General features: G+C 59.1%; 15 protein-coding genes. 9 read left to right on the top strand and 6 right to left on the bottom strand.

The window, feature by feature from the left end; all coding sequences use genetic code 11:
* The first annotated feature begins 5 nt into the window (after positions 1-5).
* The 4 genes from leuD (at position 6) to RUE5091_RS11710 (ending at position 3,763) form a co-directional block, all read left to right on the top strand.
* The gene (gene leuD / locus RUE5091_RS11725) at positions 6-611 is read left to right on the top strand and encodes a 3-isopropylmalate dehydratase small subunit (protein ID WP_058282113.1); all 606 of its coding nucleotides are present in this window, start codon (positions 6-8) and stop codon (positions 609-611) included.
* 381 nt (positions 612-992) lie between these two features.
* On the top strand, positions 993-1,772 hold the full coding sequence (locus RUE5091_RS11720) for a hypothetical protein (RefSeq protein WP_243470768.1): 780 nt from the start codon (positions 993-995) through the stop codon (positions 1,770-1,772).
* Positions 1,769-2,812: an endonuclease/exonuclease/phosphatase family protein gene (locus tag RUE5091_RS11715; protein ID WP_058282111.1), complete on the top strand. Its 1,044-nt coding sequence runs from the start codon at positions 1,769-1,771 to the stop codon at positions 2,810-2,812. Before RUE5091_RS11720 ends, RUE5091_RS11715 begins: the two co-directional genes overlap by 4 nt.
* Before the next feature lie 57 nt (positions 2,813-2,869).
* Positions 2,870-3,763: a LysR family transcriptional regulator gene (locus RUE5091_RS11710; protein WP_058282110.1), complete on the top strand. Its 894-nt coding sequence runs from the start codon at positions 2,870-2,872 to the stop codon at positions 3,761-3,763.
* Here the strand turns inward: RUE5091_RS11710 and RUE5091_RS11705 are convergent.
* Positions 3,760-4,287: a redoxin domain-containing protein gene (locus tag RUE5091_RS11705; protein ID WP_058282109.1), complete on the bottom strand. Its 528-nt coding sequence runs from the start codon at positions 4,285-4,287 to the stop codon at positions 3,760-3,762. The two genes, RUE5091_RS11710 and RUE5091_RS11705, sit on opposite strands and share 4 nt — an antisense overlap.
* A gap of 91 nt (positions 4,288-4,378) precedes the next feature.
* Here RUE5091_RS11705 and leuB point away from each other — a divergent pair, with 91 nt between their 5' ends.
* The gene (leuB, locus tag RUE5091_RS11700; RefSeq protein ID WP_058282108.1) at positions 4,379-5,482 is read left to right on the top strand and encodes a 3-isopropylmalate dehydrogenase; all 1,104 of its coding nucleotides are present in this window, start codon (positions 4,379-4,381) and stop codon (positions 5,480-5,482) included.
* Positions 5,483-5,542: 60 nt separating this feature from the next.
* On the opposite strand, the gene RUE5091_RS11695 is transcribed toward leuB, so the two are convergent.
* Positions 5,543-7,726 carry a transglycosylase domain-containing protein gene (locus RUE5091_RS11695; protein WP_058282107.1) on the bottom strand — a complete coding sequence of 728 codons (2,184 nt, stop codon included), beginning with the start codon at positions 7,724-7,726 and terminating at the stop codon, positions 5,543-5,545.
* Positions 7,727-7,974: 248 nt separating this feature from the next.
* On the opposite strand from RUE5091_RS11695, the gene RUE5091_RS11690 reads away from it, so the two are divergent.
* Together RUE5091_RS11690 and RUE5091_RS11685 are read left to right on the top strand one after the other, a co-directional pair.
* Positions 7,975-8,313: a P-II family nitrogen regulator gene (locus tag RUE5091_RS11690; RefSeq protein ID WP_058282312.1), complete on the top strand. Its 339-nt coding sequence runs from the start codon at positions 7,975-7,977 to the stop codon at positions 8,311-8,313.
* A gap of 32 nt (positions 8,314-8,345) precedes the next feature.
* The gene (locus tag RUE5091_RS11685; RefSeq protein ID WP_058282106.1) at positions 8,346-9,671 is read left to right on the top strand and encodes an ammonium transporter AmtB; all 1,326 of its coding nucleotides are present in this window, start codon (positions 8,346-8,348) and stop codon (positions 9,669-9,671) included.
* A gap of 72 nt (positions 9,672-9,743) precedes the next feature.
* Here the strand turns inward: RUE5091_RS11685 and RUE5091_RS11680 are convergent, their stop codons facing one another.
* The 4 genes from RUE5091_RS11680 to RUE5091_RS11665 all read right to left on the bottom strand — a co-directional run bounded on the left by RUE5091_RS11680 (position 9,744) and on the right by RUE5091_RS11665 (position 12,724).
* A complete protein-coding gene (locus RUE5091_RS11680) occupies positions 9,744-10,928 on the bottom strand; it encodes an amino acid aminotransferase (RefSeq protein WP_058282105.1) in 1,185 nt (394 codons plus the stop codon).
* A complete protein-coding gene (gene sseA / locus RUE5091_RS11675) occupies positions 10,928-11,782 on the bottom strand; it encodes a 3-mercaptopyruvate sulfurtransferase (RefSeq protein ID WP_058282104.1) in 855 nt (284 codons plus the stop codon). Before sseA ends, RUE5091_RS11680 begins: the two co-directional genes overlap by 1 nt.
* Before the next feature lie 80 nt (positions 11,783-11,862).
* The gene (locus tag RUE5091_RS11670) at positions 11,863-12,132 is read right to left on the bottom strand and encodes a CBU_0592 family membrane protein (protein WP_058282103.1); all 270 of its coding nucleotides are present in this window, start codon (positions 12,130-12,132) and stop codon (positions 11,863-11,865) included.
* Between the two features lie 28 nt (positions 12,133-12,160).
* Positions 12,161-12,724: a helix-turn-helix domain-containing protein gene (locus tag RUE5091_RS11665; protein ID WP_058282311.1), complete on the bottom strand. Its 564-nt coding sequence runs from the start codon at positions 12,722-12,724 to the stop codon at positions 12,161-12,163.
* Between the two features lie 106 nt (positions 12,725-12,830).
* Between RUE5091_RS11665 and ilvD the strand changes: the two genes are divergently transcribed.
* The gene (ilvD, locus tag RUE5091_RS11660) at positions 12,831-14,663 is read left to right on the top strand and encodes a dihydroxy-acid dehydratase (protein ID WP_058282102.1); all 1,833 of its coding nucleotides are present in this window, start codon (positions 12,831-12,833) and stop codon (positions 14,661-14,663) included.
* 91 nt (positions 14,664-14,754) lie between these two features.
* Positions 14,755-15,207, top strand: coding sequence for an NUDIX hydrolase (locus tag RUE5091_RS11655; RefSeq protein ID WP_058282101.1), 453 nt, complete (start codon positions 14,755-14,757; stop codon positions 15,205-15,207).
* Positions 15,208-15,244 lie beyond the last annotated feature (37 nt).

Genomic DNA, 15,244 nt, shown 5'->3' with positions numbered 1-15,244 from the left:
TGAACATGGAAAAGTTTGAAAAAGTCCAAGGGGTGGCTGCCCCAATGCCGTTGATCAATATCGACACTGATATGATCATTCCGAAAGTGCATCTGAAAACCATCAAACGGTCCGGCCTTGGCGTCGTGCTGTTTGACGAGATGCGCTATCACGATGACGGGCAGGAGAACGAAGATTTCGTCCTGAACCAACCCGCCTATCGTGAAACCGAGATTCTGGTGGCAGGCGACAATTTCGGCTGCGGCTCTTCGCGCGAACACGCGCCCTGGGCGATCAAGGATTTCGGTATCAAGGTGGTGATCTCGACCAGCTTTGCCGACATCTTCTATAACAACTGCTTCAAGAACGGCATTCTGCCGATCGTGGTCGAAGAAGAGCATCACGCGCTGTTGATGGACGACGCCCATAAAGGCCAAAACGCCCGCATGACCGTGCATCTGGAAGATCAGCAGATCACGACATCGGATGGTGTCGTCATCGAGTTTGAAGTCGACCCCCATCGCAAGCACTGCTTGCTGAACGGCCTGGACGATATCGGCCTGACGATGGAAAAAGACCACCATATCGACAAATTCGAAGATCACGCAGGTCAGGCCCGCCCCTGGGTGTGATTCTGTGGATTAACCTGTGGATACTCAACCTAATGGGGTCGCCTCGGCGGCCCCATTCGTATTCTTGGGGTTAAAAAACGAGAAGCTACAAGATATAGGTATCACTTTGAGATACACGTCGGATTTGCGTCAAAAATGATGCAATACCGCACCAGTTGCGCCATCATTTTGCCCGAAACTGCGTGTTTCCTGCACCTTGGCTTGAGCGAAATGCCGCTTATCGTAATGTTGGCGAGACAGAGGCAACCGTCAGAATATTAAGCGGCGGGCACAAGTTGGAACGTAAGTCGGCAAAGAATCGGCTACTCCGGTTTGGAAAGGGTTCGGATAGTGATTGCGCGCACAACAGGGGCGGCAATTCGGGGAATTTTGGTTGCCTTGATGGTACTGACCCCCGCGTTGTACTTGCCCGTATCGTCAACGAATGGGACCGAGATTGTCGTCTTTCTCGCCATTCTCGCATTCTTTCTGACTTTCGCTGAATACAACTCGGCCTTTCCCAGCTTTATCGAATTCCGCGACGCACCGCCTGTGAACCGATTGCGCTTTGTCGGATTGATGTCGATGGTCACCTTTTTGACGCTGATTTGTAAGAACGCCTATGCGCCCAGCGATCTGACGGCGCTTTTTTATGCGCTGGGTCTGGGCGTCGCCAATGTGGTTGATTTTCCCTATTCGCCGGTTCGTCTGGTCGTGTTGGTGCTGCCCGCCGATGCCAGCGCGCCGCTGATCGAGCTGGTGCGTATCTCGGCCAGCGTCGCTTATGTTGCCGCGCTAGTGACCGTTGCCAGCTTTGCCTACGCGGTGAAGATGCGCGGCTGGCCCACCGGCAATGGCGCGTTCAATGTCTGGACCAACCTGCCGTTGTTTGATCCGACCAAGGGTGGGGATGTCGTCACCCGCCTGCAACGGGACGGTCGCCTGAATATCTCGATTGGGGTGCTGCTGCCATTTCTGATCCCGGCCGTGATCAAATTGCTGACTGACTATGCCAACCCGATCTCGCTGAGCAATCCTCAGACCATGATCTGGACCATGAGCGCCTGGGCCTTCCTGCCTGCCTCCATGATCATGCGGGGTATGGCAACCTTGCGCATCGCCAATCTGATCGTCGAAAAACGCCGCGCCTACTCCACGACCGAGTCCACCCAAGCCGCATGATCCGCATCCTTCTTCTGTTGCTGTTGCCGGTGATGGCACAGGCGGAACCCCTGCGCATTGCCACCTTCAACACAGAACTCAGTCGGGATGGGCCGGGATTGCTGCTGCGCGATATTCAGCGCGGCGATCTTCAGGTACAAGCGGTCGTCGATGTGCTGGTCGCCGTCCGTCCGGATGTTGTCAGCCTGCAAGGCATCGACTGGGATATGGACGGTCTGGCCTTGGCCGCTTTGGTCGGCCAGTTGCGTGCTGCTGGATTAGACTACCCCTATCATTTTTCGGCCCAACCCAATGCGGGGCTCGAGACATCTCTGGACCTGAACGGAGACGGGCGCGCCTACGGCCCGGCAGACGCGCAAGGCTGGGGGCGCTTCACCGGTCAGGGCGGGCTTGCGGTGCTCTCGCAACACCCTATCCGCACGAAGGACATGCAGACGTTCACCGACCTGCTGTGGCGCGACCTGCCAGGCGCGCAACTGCCGGTCACTGACGACGGCCCTTTCCCGTCTGAACAGGCACAACGCATTCAGCGCCTGTCGGCTGTGGCCCATTGGATCGTGCCAGTTGACACGCCCATCGGCGCGCTAGACGTGATGACTTTTCACGCCGCCCCGCCCGTGTTCGATGGCCCCGAGGACCGAAACGGGCTGCGCAACCGCGACGAAATCCGCCTTTGGTCTGCGGTGCTGGACGGAAAACTGGGGCGCAAACCGCAGCGCCCGTTCGTGATCGCTGGGGATGCCAACCTAGACCCGGCACGCGGTGACGGACGGTCAGAGACGATTCAGGCCCTTCTGGACGACCCGCGCCTGCAGGACCCGCACGCAGGTGATCCATCGCAGGACCAGACCACCGTGGTCTGGAAAGCCGTGGGTGAAATGCGGGTGGATTACGTGCTGCCCTCGGCCGATCTTAAAGTTGTCGCGGCGGACGTGTTTTGGCCTGAACCGGGCACGCCCCTTCGCGACGCCGCAGAACGGGCCAGCAGGCACCGTTTGGTCTGGGTCGACGTCGCAGTACCTGACCGGCACTCGCACTGACCCATTCAATTCAGCCCGGCAATTGCCGCCATTCTCAGAATGTGTATTCATTTCTGAATGGACAAATCTCTTACTCATGCCGACTGGTCTCTCATCCAAAGCTTTCTGGCCGTGGCTCAGACCGGCTCGCTTTCGGCAGCAGCGCGGCAACTGGACCGAAGCCAGCCTACGCTGGGCCGCCAAATCCACGCGCTTGAGGATGAGCTGGGCGTGTCCCTGTTCGACCGGCATGCCCGCGGCCTGAAACTCAGCGATGTTGGCGCGCAACTGCTGCCGATGGCGCAACAGATGCATTCGGCGATGACGTCATTCAGTCTGGCGGCGGCGGGTCAGGCACAGCAACTGGAGGGGACGGTGCGCATCACCGCTTCGGTTTTCGCGTCGCATCACTTGCTGCCGCCGATTCTGGCACAGATCCGGGCCCAGGAACCAGCCATTCAGTTGGAGTTGGTCGCAACGGATACCATCGAGAACCTGCTGTATCGCGAAGCCGACATTGCCGTGCGCGCCTATAGGCCCGAGCAGTTGGATCTCATCTCGCGCCATCTTGGGGATTTGCAACTTTGTTTCTGCGCCGCCCGATCTTATCTGGATCGCGCTGGACGGCCACAGCAGCCAGAAGAACTGTTCAACTACGATTTGGTTGGCTTTGACGCTAATGAGCTGATGATCACCAAGATGCGCGAGCGCGGCTGGCCCGCCAGCAGGGACAGCTTTGCCACTAGGTGTGATCTGCAAAGCGCCTACTGGCAACTGGTCCGCGCAGGCTGTGGTATCGGCTTTACACAGGTTCAGGTGGCAAAGGCCGACCCGGATGTCGAAATCTTGCTGCCCGACCTTGATGTTCTGTCGCTACCAATCTGGCTGGCCGCACCGCAGGCCATGCGTCAGACCCCGCGCATTCGCAGGGTCTGGGATTTGCTGGCCGAAGGGTTGAAAGCCAGCCTTTAAAGCGCGCCGGTATAGGTACCGCGCGGCGGGTAATTGTTGCCCAGCGTAAATTTCAAACCGCCAACAATGTCGGACATGCTTGGACGACCAAACGGCGTCGTCTGTTGCCACGCATAATAAAGCGTCCGCTCCGGCGAGATGTAGAAATGGCCGGGCTCGGCAAACAGGTCAGGTTCCGCACTGCCTTCGCGCGCGGTCGAGATGTTCAGCCCCCAATCCTCCCGCGCCGCCGCCAACGGCAGGCTGTGACCCACACGTAGTTTCGAAACACCAGCTTTGTCGGCCGTTTCAGATGCACGCTCGGCCGTGTCTGTGGTGATCATGATCACTTCGACCCCCAGTTCGGCAAACTCTTCCAACGCCGCTTCGACCTCAGTCATTTGTTTGATGCAGATCGGGCAGTGCAGGCCGCGATACTGAATCACCAGCGTGCCGTTCTCGCCCTTGTCGGCATCCAGATCGAAACGTCCATGGCCCACAGTTTCAATTTTCAGCTCAGGAACGGTGTTTCCCGGTATCAACATGTGTTTTCCTCGTGATTTGGCCGGATCGTCTCATTGACCCGATGCGGCGCAGACGCTAGGGCCTTTGCGACGAAACGCAAGGAGATCCTTCATGTCCAACCCCTCGCTCCTCATCCTGCCCGGAGACGGAATTGGCCCCGAAGTCATGGCCGAAGTGCGCAGAGTAATCGATTGGTTCGGCGAAAAGCGCGGCCTTCACTTTGACGTGAGCGAGGATCTGGTGGGCGGTGCAGCCTATGACGCGCACGGCAAGCCCCTGTCGGACGAGACCATGGCCAAGGCACAAGAGGTCGACGCCGTTCTGCTGGGGGCCGTGGGCGGCCCGAAATACGACGATCTGGATTTCAGCCTTAAGCCCGAACGCGGGTTGCTGCGTCTGCGCAAGGAAATGGACCTGTATTCCAACCTGCGCCCGGCGCAGTGCTTTGACGCGCTGGCCGATTTCTCGTCGCTGAAAAAGGACATCGTCGCTGGTCTGGACATCATGATTGTGCGCGAGCTGACCTCGGGCGTTTATTTCGGCGAGCCGCGCGGTATCTTCGAGGAAGGCAATGAGCGTGTCGGTATCAACACCCAGCGTTATACCGAATCCGAGATCGAACGCGCCGCGCGATCCGCCTTTGAATTGGCGATGCGCCGGAACAAAAAGGTCTGCTCCATGGAGAAGGCCAACGTGATGGAATCAGGCATCCTGTGGCGCGAGGTCGTGGACCGTGTCGCCAAGGAATACCCAGAGGTAGAGCTGAGCCATATGTATGCCGATAACGGCGCCATGCAACTGGTGCGCGCGCCAAAGCAGTTTGACGTCATCCTGACAGACAACCTGTTCGGCGACATCCTGTCGGATTGCGCCGCGATGCTAACCGGCTCGCTGGGTATGTTGCCTTCGGCCAGCTTGGGTGCTCCGATGGCGAACGGCCGTCCCAAGGCGATGTACGAACCCGTCCATGGCTCTGCCCCGGATATTACCGGTCAGGGAAAAGCTAACCCAATCGCCTGTATCCTCAGCTTCGCCATGGCGCTGCGCTACAGCTTTGATCAGCTTGAAGAAGCAGATCGTCTTGAAGCCGCGATCGAGAAAGTGCTGGCCGACGGTGTTCGCACTGGCGACCTGCTGGCCGATGAAGGCGTTCAGCCGGTCTCGACCACCGAAATGGGTGACGCGATTCTGGCGGCGCTGGACAGCAGCCTCTGATCAGGACCTAAATTCAAACAGAAAGGCGGTGCCCCGTGCACCGCCTTTTTTGTTGGCGTCTCAGTTGCCGAAGATGTTTTTGAACAGATTGTTGATCGCGTCTTCAAAGGCACGCCCCTGGCGACGCTGCCGCTGCGGCTGCGCCGTTTTTACCGGAGGGTCAGGGGCCAACATGGGCAGCGGCGTGGGGGTCATACCTTCGGTCACGCGCAGCATGGTTTCTTTCCAGATTTCAGCGGGCAGCCCGCCACCGGTCACACCGGATAAGGGCGTGTTGTCGTCATAGCCCATCCAGACACCCGCCACATAGTCAGCGGTGAACCCGATGAACCACGCATCCCGCGCGGCCTGCGTCGTGCCTGTTTTGCCCGCCACCTGCCATCCCGGCAACTGCGCCCGTGCGCCGGTCCCTTCGGACACCACACGCTCCATCATCCAGGTCAGCTGCTTGGCGGCCTTGTCGTTGATCACCCGCTCTCCAATGCCCGAGCTTGTGACCATTACGGGCGCATCATCTTCCAGCAGCTTCAGCTCGGACAGACCATAGGGTTCCACAGCCGAGCCACCATTGAGAATACCGGCATAGGCCCCGGTCATCTCGATCAATGTGCTTTCTGATGCGCCCAGCGCCAGGGCCGGACCCTGCGCCAAATCGCTTTCGATACCGAACTCGCTGGCGACCGTGCGGACATTGTCCAAGCCAGAAATCTCGGCCACTTTCACCGCCGGAATGTTCAGAGAGTTTTTCAGTGCATCCGCCAGCGTCACCCGGCCATAGAATTTGTGAGTGTAGTTCTTGGGACACCACTCTCCTGAGCCGGGAATGTTGACGCAATAGGGCTCATCCACAACCGTATCCAGCGGCGAATAGCCCAGTTCCAGCGCGGTGGCATAGACAAACGGCTTGAAGGACGAACCAGTCTGACGCAATGCCTGCGTGGCCCGGTTGAACGCACCGGACACCCGCGTCTGGCGACCGCCGACCATGGCCCGTACGGCCCCATCCGCCGACATCACCACAATTGCGGCCTGCGCCTCGGACCCTTCGCGAACTTTTTCCTGAAAGATGTATTTCAGCGCCTCTTCCGCCGATTTCTGCAGGCGCTGGTCCAACGTCGTTTTGATCACCACATCATCCGTGGTGTCAGCCCCGAAATAACTGGGCAGCTCGGTGATGACCCAATCGGCGAAATACCCGCCAGCCCGCGCCGCAGCGGCCTCGGACAGTTGTGCCGGATTGCTGCGGGCACTGCTGGCCTGTGCGGTTGTCAGGTAGTCCTGCGCCTCCATCAGCCCAAGCACCAGCCGCGCCCGGTCTTGCGAGCGTTGCAGGTTGTTCGTCGGTGCATAACGTGTGGGTGCCACCAGCAGACCGGCCAGCATCGCCGCCTGCGCGGGGTTCACCTCGGCCGCCGAGATGCCGAAATAACGCTGGCTTGCGGCTTCGAATCCGCGGGCACCGGCACCTAGGAAAGCCCGGTTGAGATAGATGGTCAGAATCTCATCCTTAGAATATTTGACCTCCATCGCGATCGCATAAACCGCTTCCTTGCCCTTACGCCACAACGAGCCCTGGCGGCAGTCGGATTCATATGCGGCCTCGGACTCCCACTCGCTGGGCACATACGGCACACCCAGGCACAACAGCTTGGCGGTCTGCTGCGTGATGGTCGAACCGCCATGACCTGACAGCGGCCCACGCCCCTCGCTCAGGTTGATACGCACAGCGCTGGCCACACCCCTGGGGCTGACGCCGAAATGGCGATAGAACCGCCTGTCTTCGGTGGCGACGACGGCGTTCTTGAGGTGGGGCGAAACGGTACCCGCAGTGATCACCCCGCCGAACTGATCCCCGCGCCAGGCAAAGACCTTGCCATCACGGTCCAACAGTGTGACCGATCCCCGCGCCCTACCATCCAGCAACTCGTTCACATCGGGCAATGTGGTGTAGACAACCCCGACAGCCAGCGCCAGCAACATCGCAGCCACCGCACCTACGCGCCAGGTCACACCCCAGATCAGCCGCCAGACCCAGCGGAAGAAACGGCGGAAAATACCTCCGCCACCGCCGCCGGATTTCCGGCGCGTCTTCTTTCGCGTGGTCTTGCGAGTCGTCGTTTTGCGCGCGACCGCCTTCTTGCCAGCGGGTTTCGCAGCACGCTTGGTCGCCGTCGGCTTACGCCTTTTCGACGGGTATCTTTTGTCCGCGACAAGCGGTGCCTTTCGGCGCCTGGACTCAGTCATGCTCAAACTCTGCCCGGTTATCGTTTTGAGGCACATTACAATGCCACGCCGGTGAAGTAGAGGTCTGAAATTCCGGCATTCACTCTCTTTAGTACGCCCATTTCTTACTCAATTGTCATTTTTTGTGCAAAAATTGTGCACTTCTCCGCGCATTCACCCGGCGTCGTGCCCCCTAACCGTTCCTTACTGCGGTCAGTCACGCTCTTTTTCTGCAGGTGCAAACAAACCGGACCGCAGAGGGGACCAACGTGAAACTGATTATTGCGACAATCAAGCCGTTCAAGCTTGAAGAGGTGCGCGAGGCACTGACCGACTCAGGCCTTCAAGGCATGATGGTGACCGAGATCAAGGGATTTGGCTCTCAGTCCGGCCACACGGAAATCTATCGCGGTGCCGAATACGCCGTGAATTTCGTGCCCAAGATCAAGCTGGAGATCGTGGTGCCTGCCACGATGGCCGACCAGATCGTCGAAACCATCACCAAAACCGCCCGAACCGGCAAGATCGGAGATGGCAAGATTTTTGTCCTCGATGTCGAGCAGGCCCTGCGCGTGCGGACCGGGGAAATGAACGAAGAGGCGCTTTGAGCGTCCCCATTCACAATATTCGAGGACTGACTATGAACCTGATGAAACCCCTCATCCCCGCCGCCGCGATCATCGCGCTGCCGCAGATCGGCCTTGCGCAAGAGGCAGCCAGTGGCGAAGCCGCGCTGCACACCCAGTATATCCTCACCACCCTGCTGTTCCTGATGGGCGGCTTCCTGGTCTTCTTCATGGCTGCCGGTTTTGCCATGCTCGAAGGTGGCCTTGTGCGTTCCAAGAACGTGGCCATGCAGATGATCAAAAACGTGGCGCTGTTTTCCATCGCTGCAATCATGTACTGGCTGATCGGCTTCAATCTGATGTATCCGGGCGATGGCTGGTCCATCACCGGTTGGCTAGGTCCGTTTTTTTCGACCACCAAGCTTGATCCAGTCGGTGTCGGCGCTGATGCGGCGGCGCTGGACTATGCCTCGATCGGGTCGGACTTCTTTTTCCAGCTGGTCTTTGTGGCCGCGACTGCATCGATCGTCTCGGGCGCTGTGGCTGAACGCATCAAGCTGTGGCCCTTCCTGGCCTTTGTCGTCGTGCTGACCGGCATCATGTACCCGATCACCGGGTCGTGGCAGTGGGGCGGCGGCTGGTTGTCCGAGGCCGGTTTCTCGGACTTCGCTGGATCGACCGTGGTGCATTCGGTTGGTGGCTGGGCGGCGCTGGCTGGTGCCATCATCCTGGGCCCGCGCATCGGCAAGTATAACAAAGACGGCAAGGTCCACCCGATCCCGGGCTCGAACCTGGCGCTGGCAACCCTGGGGACGTTCATCCTGTGGCTGGGTTGGTTCGGCTTCAACGGCGGTTCACAACTGGCGATGGGCACTGTGGGGGATGTCTCTGACGTGTCGCGCATCTTTGCCAACACCAACATGGCCGCCGCTTCGGGCGCTGTCGCGGCGCTGATCATGACCCAGCTTCTGTACAAAAAGCCTGACCTGACCATGGTGCTGAACGGCGCACTGGCCGGTCTGGTGTCGATCACCGCCGAACCTTTGGCCCCGACCCTGTTCGGCGCCCTGTGGATCGGTGCCGTGGGCGGTATCATCGTGGTCTTTGCGGTTCCGATGCTGGACAAGTTCAAGATTGACGACGTGGTCGGTGCGATCCCGGTTCACCTGTTCTGCGGTATCTGGGGCACCATCGCCGTCATCTTCTACGGCGAAGCAAACCTGATCATGCAATTGACCGGTATCATTGCCTACGGTGTGTTCACTTTTGTCGGAGCTCTGGTCCTGTGGATGATCCTGAAAGCCACCGTCGGCATTCGCGTCAGTGAAGAGGACGAGATCAACGGTCTCGACATGGCAGAACTGGGTATGGAAGCGTATCCCGAGTTCTCTAAAGGTTAAGAGTTAAACGCTCGCGAAACAAAAAACCCGGGCGTTCGCGCCCGGGTTTTCTTTGACTAAAGCTGTCGGTTTTCAAACACCGACGTCGACAATCGCCTTGGCCAGAATTGGCACGGTGGTCGCGTTTAGACCGGCGATGTTCAGGCGGCTGTCGCCGACCATGTAGATACCGTGAACGTCGCGCAGTTTCTCGACCAGTTCCGGAGCCGCGCCCAGGCGCGAGAACATGCCGCGGTGCTGGGCAATGAAACCGAAGCGGTCAGAGCCGCTGAGCCGTTGCAATTCATCCGAAAGCTGCTGACGCAGGCCCAGCATGGACAGGCGCACATCTTCCAGCTCGGTGGCCCAGTCAGCGCGCAGGGCATCATCATTCAAGATCGTGGTCACCACGCGCGCGCCGTGATCCGGTGGGAAGGAATAGTTCTGGCGGTTCAGAAACGCCAAAGTCGCCTGATTCAGAGCTGTCTGCGCCGCATCGTCACTAATCGCCATCAACAGGCCAGTACGTTCGCGGTAGATGCCGAAATTCTTCGAGCACGACGCCGCGATCAGACATTCCTTGACCGAAGATGCCACCAAGCGGGCCGCCTGCGCGTCCGCCTCCAGGCCATCGCCAAAGCCCTGATAGGCAATGTCGATCATCGCGACCAGACCACGTTCGTTGATCAGGTTCACAACCTCTTGCCACTGCACCATGTTCAGGTTGGCACCGGTCGGGTTGTGGCAGCAGCCATGCAGAAGCACCACGTCGCCCGCCTTGGCGGCCTTGAGGTCTTCCATCATGCCGTCGAAATCGACACCGCGCGTTTCGCCGTCGAAGTAACGATAGGGAACCATCTCCATCCCAAGATAGTTCAGGATCGACAGGTGGTTCGGCCAGGTCGGGTTCGACACGAAAACGCGCGCCGATGGGTTGGCCATGCGGATCAATTCGAACGCCTGACGGCAGGCACCGGTACCGCCCGGAGTGGCCACGGCAGCGATATTGCCGCGCGGCACGGATGTACCCAGAATCAGACCGATCATCGCATCCGCATAGGCCGGATCACCGGCCAGACCGGTATAGGCCTTGCTTTCCTGCTCTTCCAGAATGCGCTTTTCGGCAGCTTTCACAGCGCGCATCACCGGGGTGACCCCGTCGGCATTCTTGTAGACACCAACGCCCAGGTCGATCTTTTGATCGCGCGGGTCTTCGCGGTACATCTGCACCAGTGCCAAAATCTTGTCGGCAGGCTGCGGTTTGAGGTTCTCGAACATCAGTTCTCTCCGGTTGCGACGGGCAGGGTCGGGAAGGCACCCCATTCAGCCCAGGAGCCGTCATAAAGCGAGTGATCTTTCTTGCCCAAGCGTTCCAACGCCAGGCTGAGGATGGCGGCGGTCACGCCCGACCCGCAGGATGTGATCGCGGGTTTCGACAAGTCCACGCCTGCGCCCTCGAACACGGCGCGGCAATCGTCCGGCGATTTCATCGTGCCGTTCTTGTTCAGCAATTGATCAAAGGGCACATTACGCGACCCCGGAATATGGCCTGACCGCAGGCCTTCGCGCGGCTCAGCCGCAGTTCCGGCAAAGCGGGCGGCGGACCGGGCATCGATGATCTCATGATCGGCAAGTTTGGCAGCGGCCGAAACCTGCGTCACATCCCGCACCAGATGGTTCTGCACACGTACCGTCATGTGGCGATCCCGAATGATCGGCGGCAAGTCTTCGATTTCGCGGCCCTCGGCCAGCCATTTCGGCAACCCACCATCCAGTACAGCAATGTTTTCCTGACCCATCAGACGGAACAGCCACCAGACCCGCGCGGCCGACATCAGTCCGGCACCGTCATAGACCACCACCTGATGACCATCGCCAACGCCCATCGCCCGCAGGCGCGACATGAATTTTTCGACCGGCGGTGCCATATGCGGCAGGTCCGAACGCTGATCAGAAATATCATCTATATCGAAAAACCGTGCACCGGGAATGTGGGCGGCGTCATATTCCACTTTGGCGTCCCGCCCCTGTTGCGGCAGATACCACGACCCGTCCAGAACCCGTAAATCCGGATCCTTGAGATGGGCGGCAAGCCATTCGGTTGAAACAAGGGTTTTCGAATCGTCCTGCATCAAAGCCTCCCGTAAGCGAGCTTGAGTTTTCCCTATACGCGCTGGCATTGGGGTTCAAGGCTGGATGGGGCCTTGCCCGCCTAACGCGCGCGCCTAAGCCGGAAAAACTGAACGATCCCGATCATGCTGATCAGAATCCAGAAGGATTCGATCAACATCGACGCCAGATTGAAATTCTGCAGCAGCGAATAGACGATCAGAATCGACCCCGCCAGGTTCAGCACCGGGAACACCAGATCGTCCGAATTCATCATCCGCATCTGGGTGGCAAAATACGCACCAACAACGACCAAAGCACCGAACGAGCCAATCGCATCCGCCAGTGTCAGTGTTTCCAGAAAAGCGCTCATGTCTTACCTTTGTTGTGGGGGTCAGATTTCAACCGATCGCGGCCAGCGCATCCAATTGCGCATAGTGGTGCATGTTCAAAAACGCGGCACCCTGATCGCCTGCACGGTAACCGTGCGGCAGGTCCGCCACAAACCGCAAGCCCTGTCCGGCCTCAAGCGCCACCCATTCACCATCCCGCAAAATCTCAAGCGCACCATTCAGAACGAAAACTTCTTCTGTCACACCCGTCGCGTGGGCGGCGGATTCGTGACTTTGGTTCGGCGCAAGATCAACGTGAAATGTCTCGGCCCGCAAGGCGGGGTCAAATGGAAAGACGATCTTGACCTCGATGCTGCCGGGAAAGGTCACGGTGCGAAACACGTCCGGTGCGGCCGTATCGCGCAACGCCGCCGTTCCGATCAGCGCGCTAAGGGGCAGTTGAAAGCCCTTGGCAATCTTCCACAGCGTCGCGATGGTCGGGCTGGATTCGCCACGCTCGATCTGGCCTAGCATGGCTTTGCTAACGCCGGTCATCTCGGCCACCTTCGACAGACTCAGCCCCGAGGCCGCCCGCACATCCCGCAGTTTCAGTGTAATATCATTCGGTGCCATCTGATCGTCTTTCGAATCCTCTTGTGCGTTATAGCGCACATGTGGTACGTGCGCTATAACGCACATATCCCGCATATCGCAACCGGGGCAAAAGGGAAACAGCATCATGCCAATGTACCGATCCAGAACCTCAACCCATGGCCGCAACATGGCCGGTGCCCGCGGCCTGTGGCGCGCCACCGGTATGCAGGATGACGATTTCGGCAAACCGATTATCGCCATCGTCAACTCGTTCACCCAGTTCGTTCCCGGCCACGTCCATCTGAAGGATCTGGGCCAGATGGTCGCGCGTGAGGTCGAGGCTGCGGGCGGTGTCGCCAAGGAATTCAACACCATCGCGGTGGATGACGGCATCGCCATGGGCCATGACGGGATGCTGTATTCGCTGCCCTCGCGCGAAGTGATCGCGGATTCGGTGGAATACATGGTCAACGCGCACTGTGCTGACGCGATGGTCTGCATCTCAAACTGTGACAAGATCACGCCGGGTATGCTGATGGCCGCGATGCGCCTGAACATTCCGGCGATCTTCGTCTCGGGCGGTCCGATGGAGGCCGGCAAGATCGATATCGCCGATCTGGACGTCAAAAAAATCGACCTTGTCGACGCGATGGTTGCCGCGGCAGATGACAAGTACACCGATGAACAGGTGCAGCATATCGAGGAAAATGCCTGCCCCACCTGCGGGTCCTGCTCGGGCATGTTCACCGCCAACTCGATGAACTGCCTGGCTGAGGCGTTGGGTCTGGCACTGCCGGGCAATGGCTCGACTCTGGCCACCCATGCCGACCGCAAAGACCTGTTCCTTGAGGCCGGTCGCCGCATCGTTGAGATCACCAAGCGCCATTACGATCTGAACGAAAAAGGCTTCCTGCCGCGCGAGATCGCAACCTTCGATGCGTTCGAGAACGCGATGAGCCTTGATATCGCCATGGGCGGGTCGACGAATACCGTTCTGCACCTGCTGGCTATTGCACATGAAGGCGAAGTTGATTTCACCATGTCAGACATGGACAAACTCAGCCGCAATGTCCCCTGCCTGTGCAAGGTCGCACCCAACACCGAGAATGTGCATATGGAGGACGTCCACCGCGCCGGTGGCATCTTCTCGATCCTTGGCGAGCTCAGCCGTGCCGGATTGCTGCACGAGGATTGCGGCACCGTCCACTCAGGTACCATGGGCGAAGCGATTGCCAACTGGGATATCAAGGTCGCCAACAACCCCAAGGCGCAGGACCTGTTCAAAGCCGCCCCCGGCGGAGTGCGCACCACGCAGGCCTTCAGTCAGTCGAACCGGTACAAAGAACTGGATACCGACCGCGAGGGCGGCGTGATCCGGTCCAAAGAGCACGCCTTCAGTCAGGATGGCGGTCTGGCGGTACTGTTCGGCAATATCGCCCGCGATGGCTGCATCGTGAAAACCGCTGGCGTTGATCCCAACAGCCTGACCTTCACCGGATCGGCCTATGTTTGCGAAAGCCAGGATCAGGCGGTGAACGACATTCTGACCGGTAAGGTCAAAGAGGGCGACGTGGTGGTGATCCGCTACGAAGGCCCACGCGGTGGTCCGGGGATGCAGGAAATGCTGTACCCGACCTCTTACCTGAAATCCAAAGGTCTGGGCAAAGCCTGCGCCCTGCTGACCGACGGCCGGTTCTCGGGCGGTACATCGGGCCTGTCGATTGGCCACGTCTCACCCGAAGCCGCCGAGGGCGGTGAAATCGGACTGGTATGTCCAGGCGACAAGATCGAAATCGACATCCCCAACCGCTCGATCCATCTGGCCGTATCTGATGAGGAACTGGCCACACGGCGGAAAGAGCAGGACGAAAGAGGCTGGGTCCCGTCCGCGCCCCGCAAGCGTAAGGTGTCAACCGCGCTCAAGGCTTATGCCAAGCTGACCACCAGCGCGGCAAAAGGGGCCGTGCGTCAGGTCTGATCCGGGTCCCGATAACCTTCCCAAAGGCCTCGCTGTATTGTGCAGCGCGGCCTTTTCCTTTTTGGTCACAGCGTGCGCGAAAGGAAAGTTGATGACGATCTGGCGGCCACATCAAGGAATTCGGGTCAAGGCAATTGGCTTGCTGTGGCGGGAGTCTCGCCTTTTGGTTGCTGACGTTTATGACGATAGTGGCAACCTGAAGGGAGTGCGCCCCCTGGGCGGTACAGTTGAATTCGGTGAAACTTGGCGGGACGCGCTGATACGCGAGTTTCAGGAAGAACTTGGCGTCGACGTTCAAATTGCGAAAACACCCTTGGTTCTGGAAAACATCTATCGCCACGAAGGGCAGTTGGGGCACGAGGTAATTTTTGCGGCTGACGCGACCCTTTCCAATCCATCTGCTCTACCGGACACCACGATCACCTTTGCCGAAGAAAATGGCATCATGTGCAAAGCCAAATGGCGAGCCCTAAGCGAACTCGATACGACCAACGGCCCGCACCTTTATCCCACCGGCCTGAAACAGAGATTGATCGCTGTCTGAAGTGCTTCAGACAGCCTCCCGCGCACAAACCGCACCA

Source organism: Ruegeria denitrificans, assembly GCF_001458295.1.
GTDB classification, from domain to species: domain Bacteria; phylum Pseudomonadota; class Alphaproteobacteria; order Rhodobacterales; family Rhodobacteraceae; genus Ruegeria; species Ruegeria denitrificans.
Note: the sequence above shows the minus strand (reverse complement) of the source record. Positions and strands in the feature narration are given on the sequence as shown.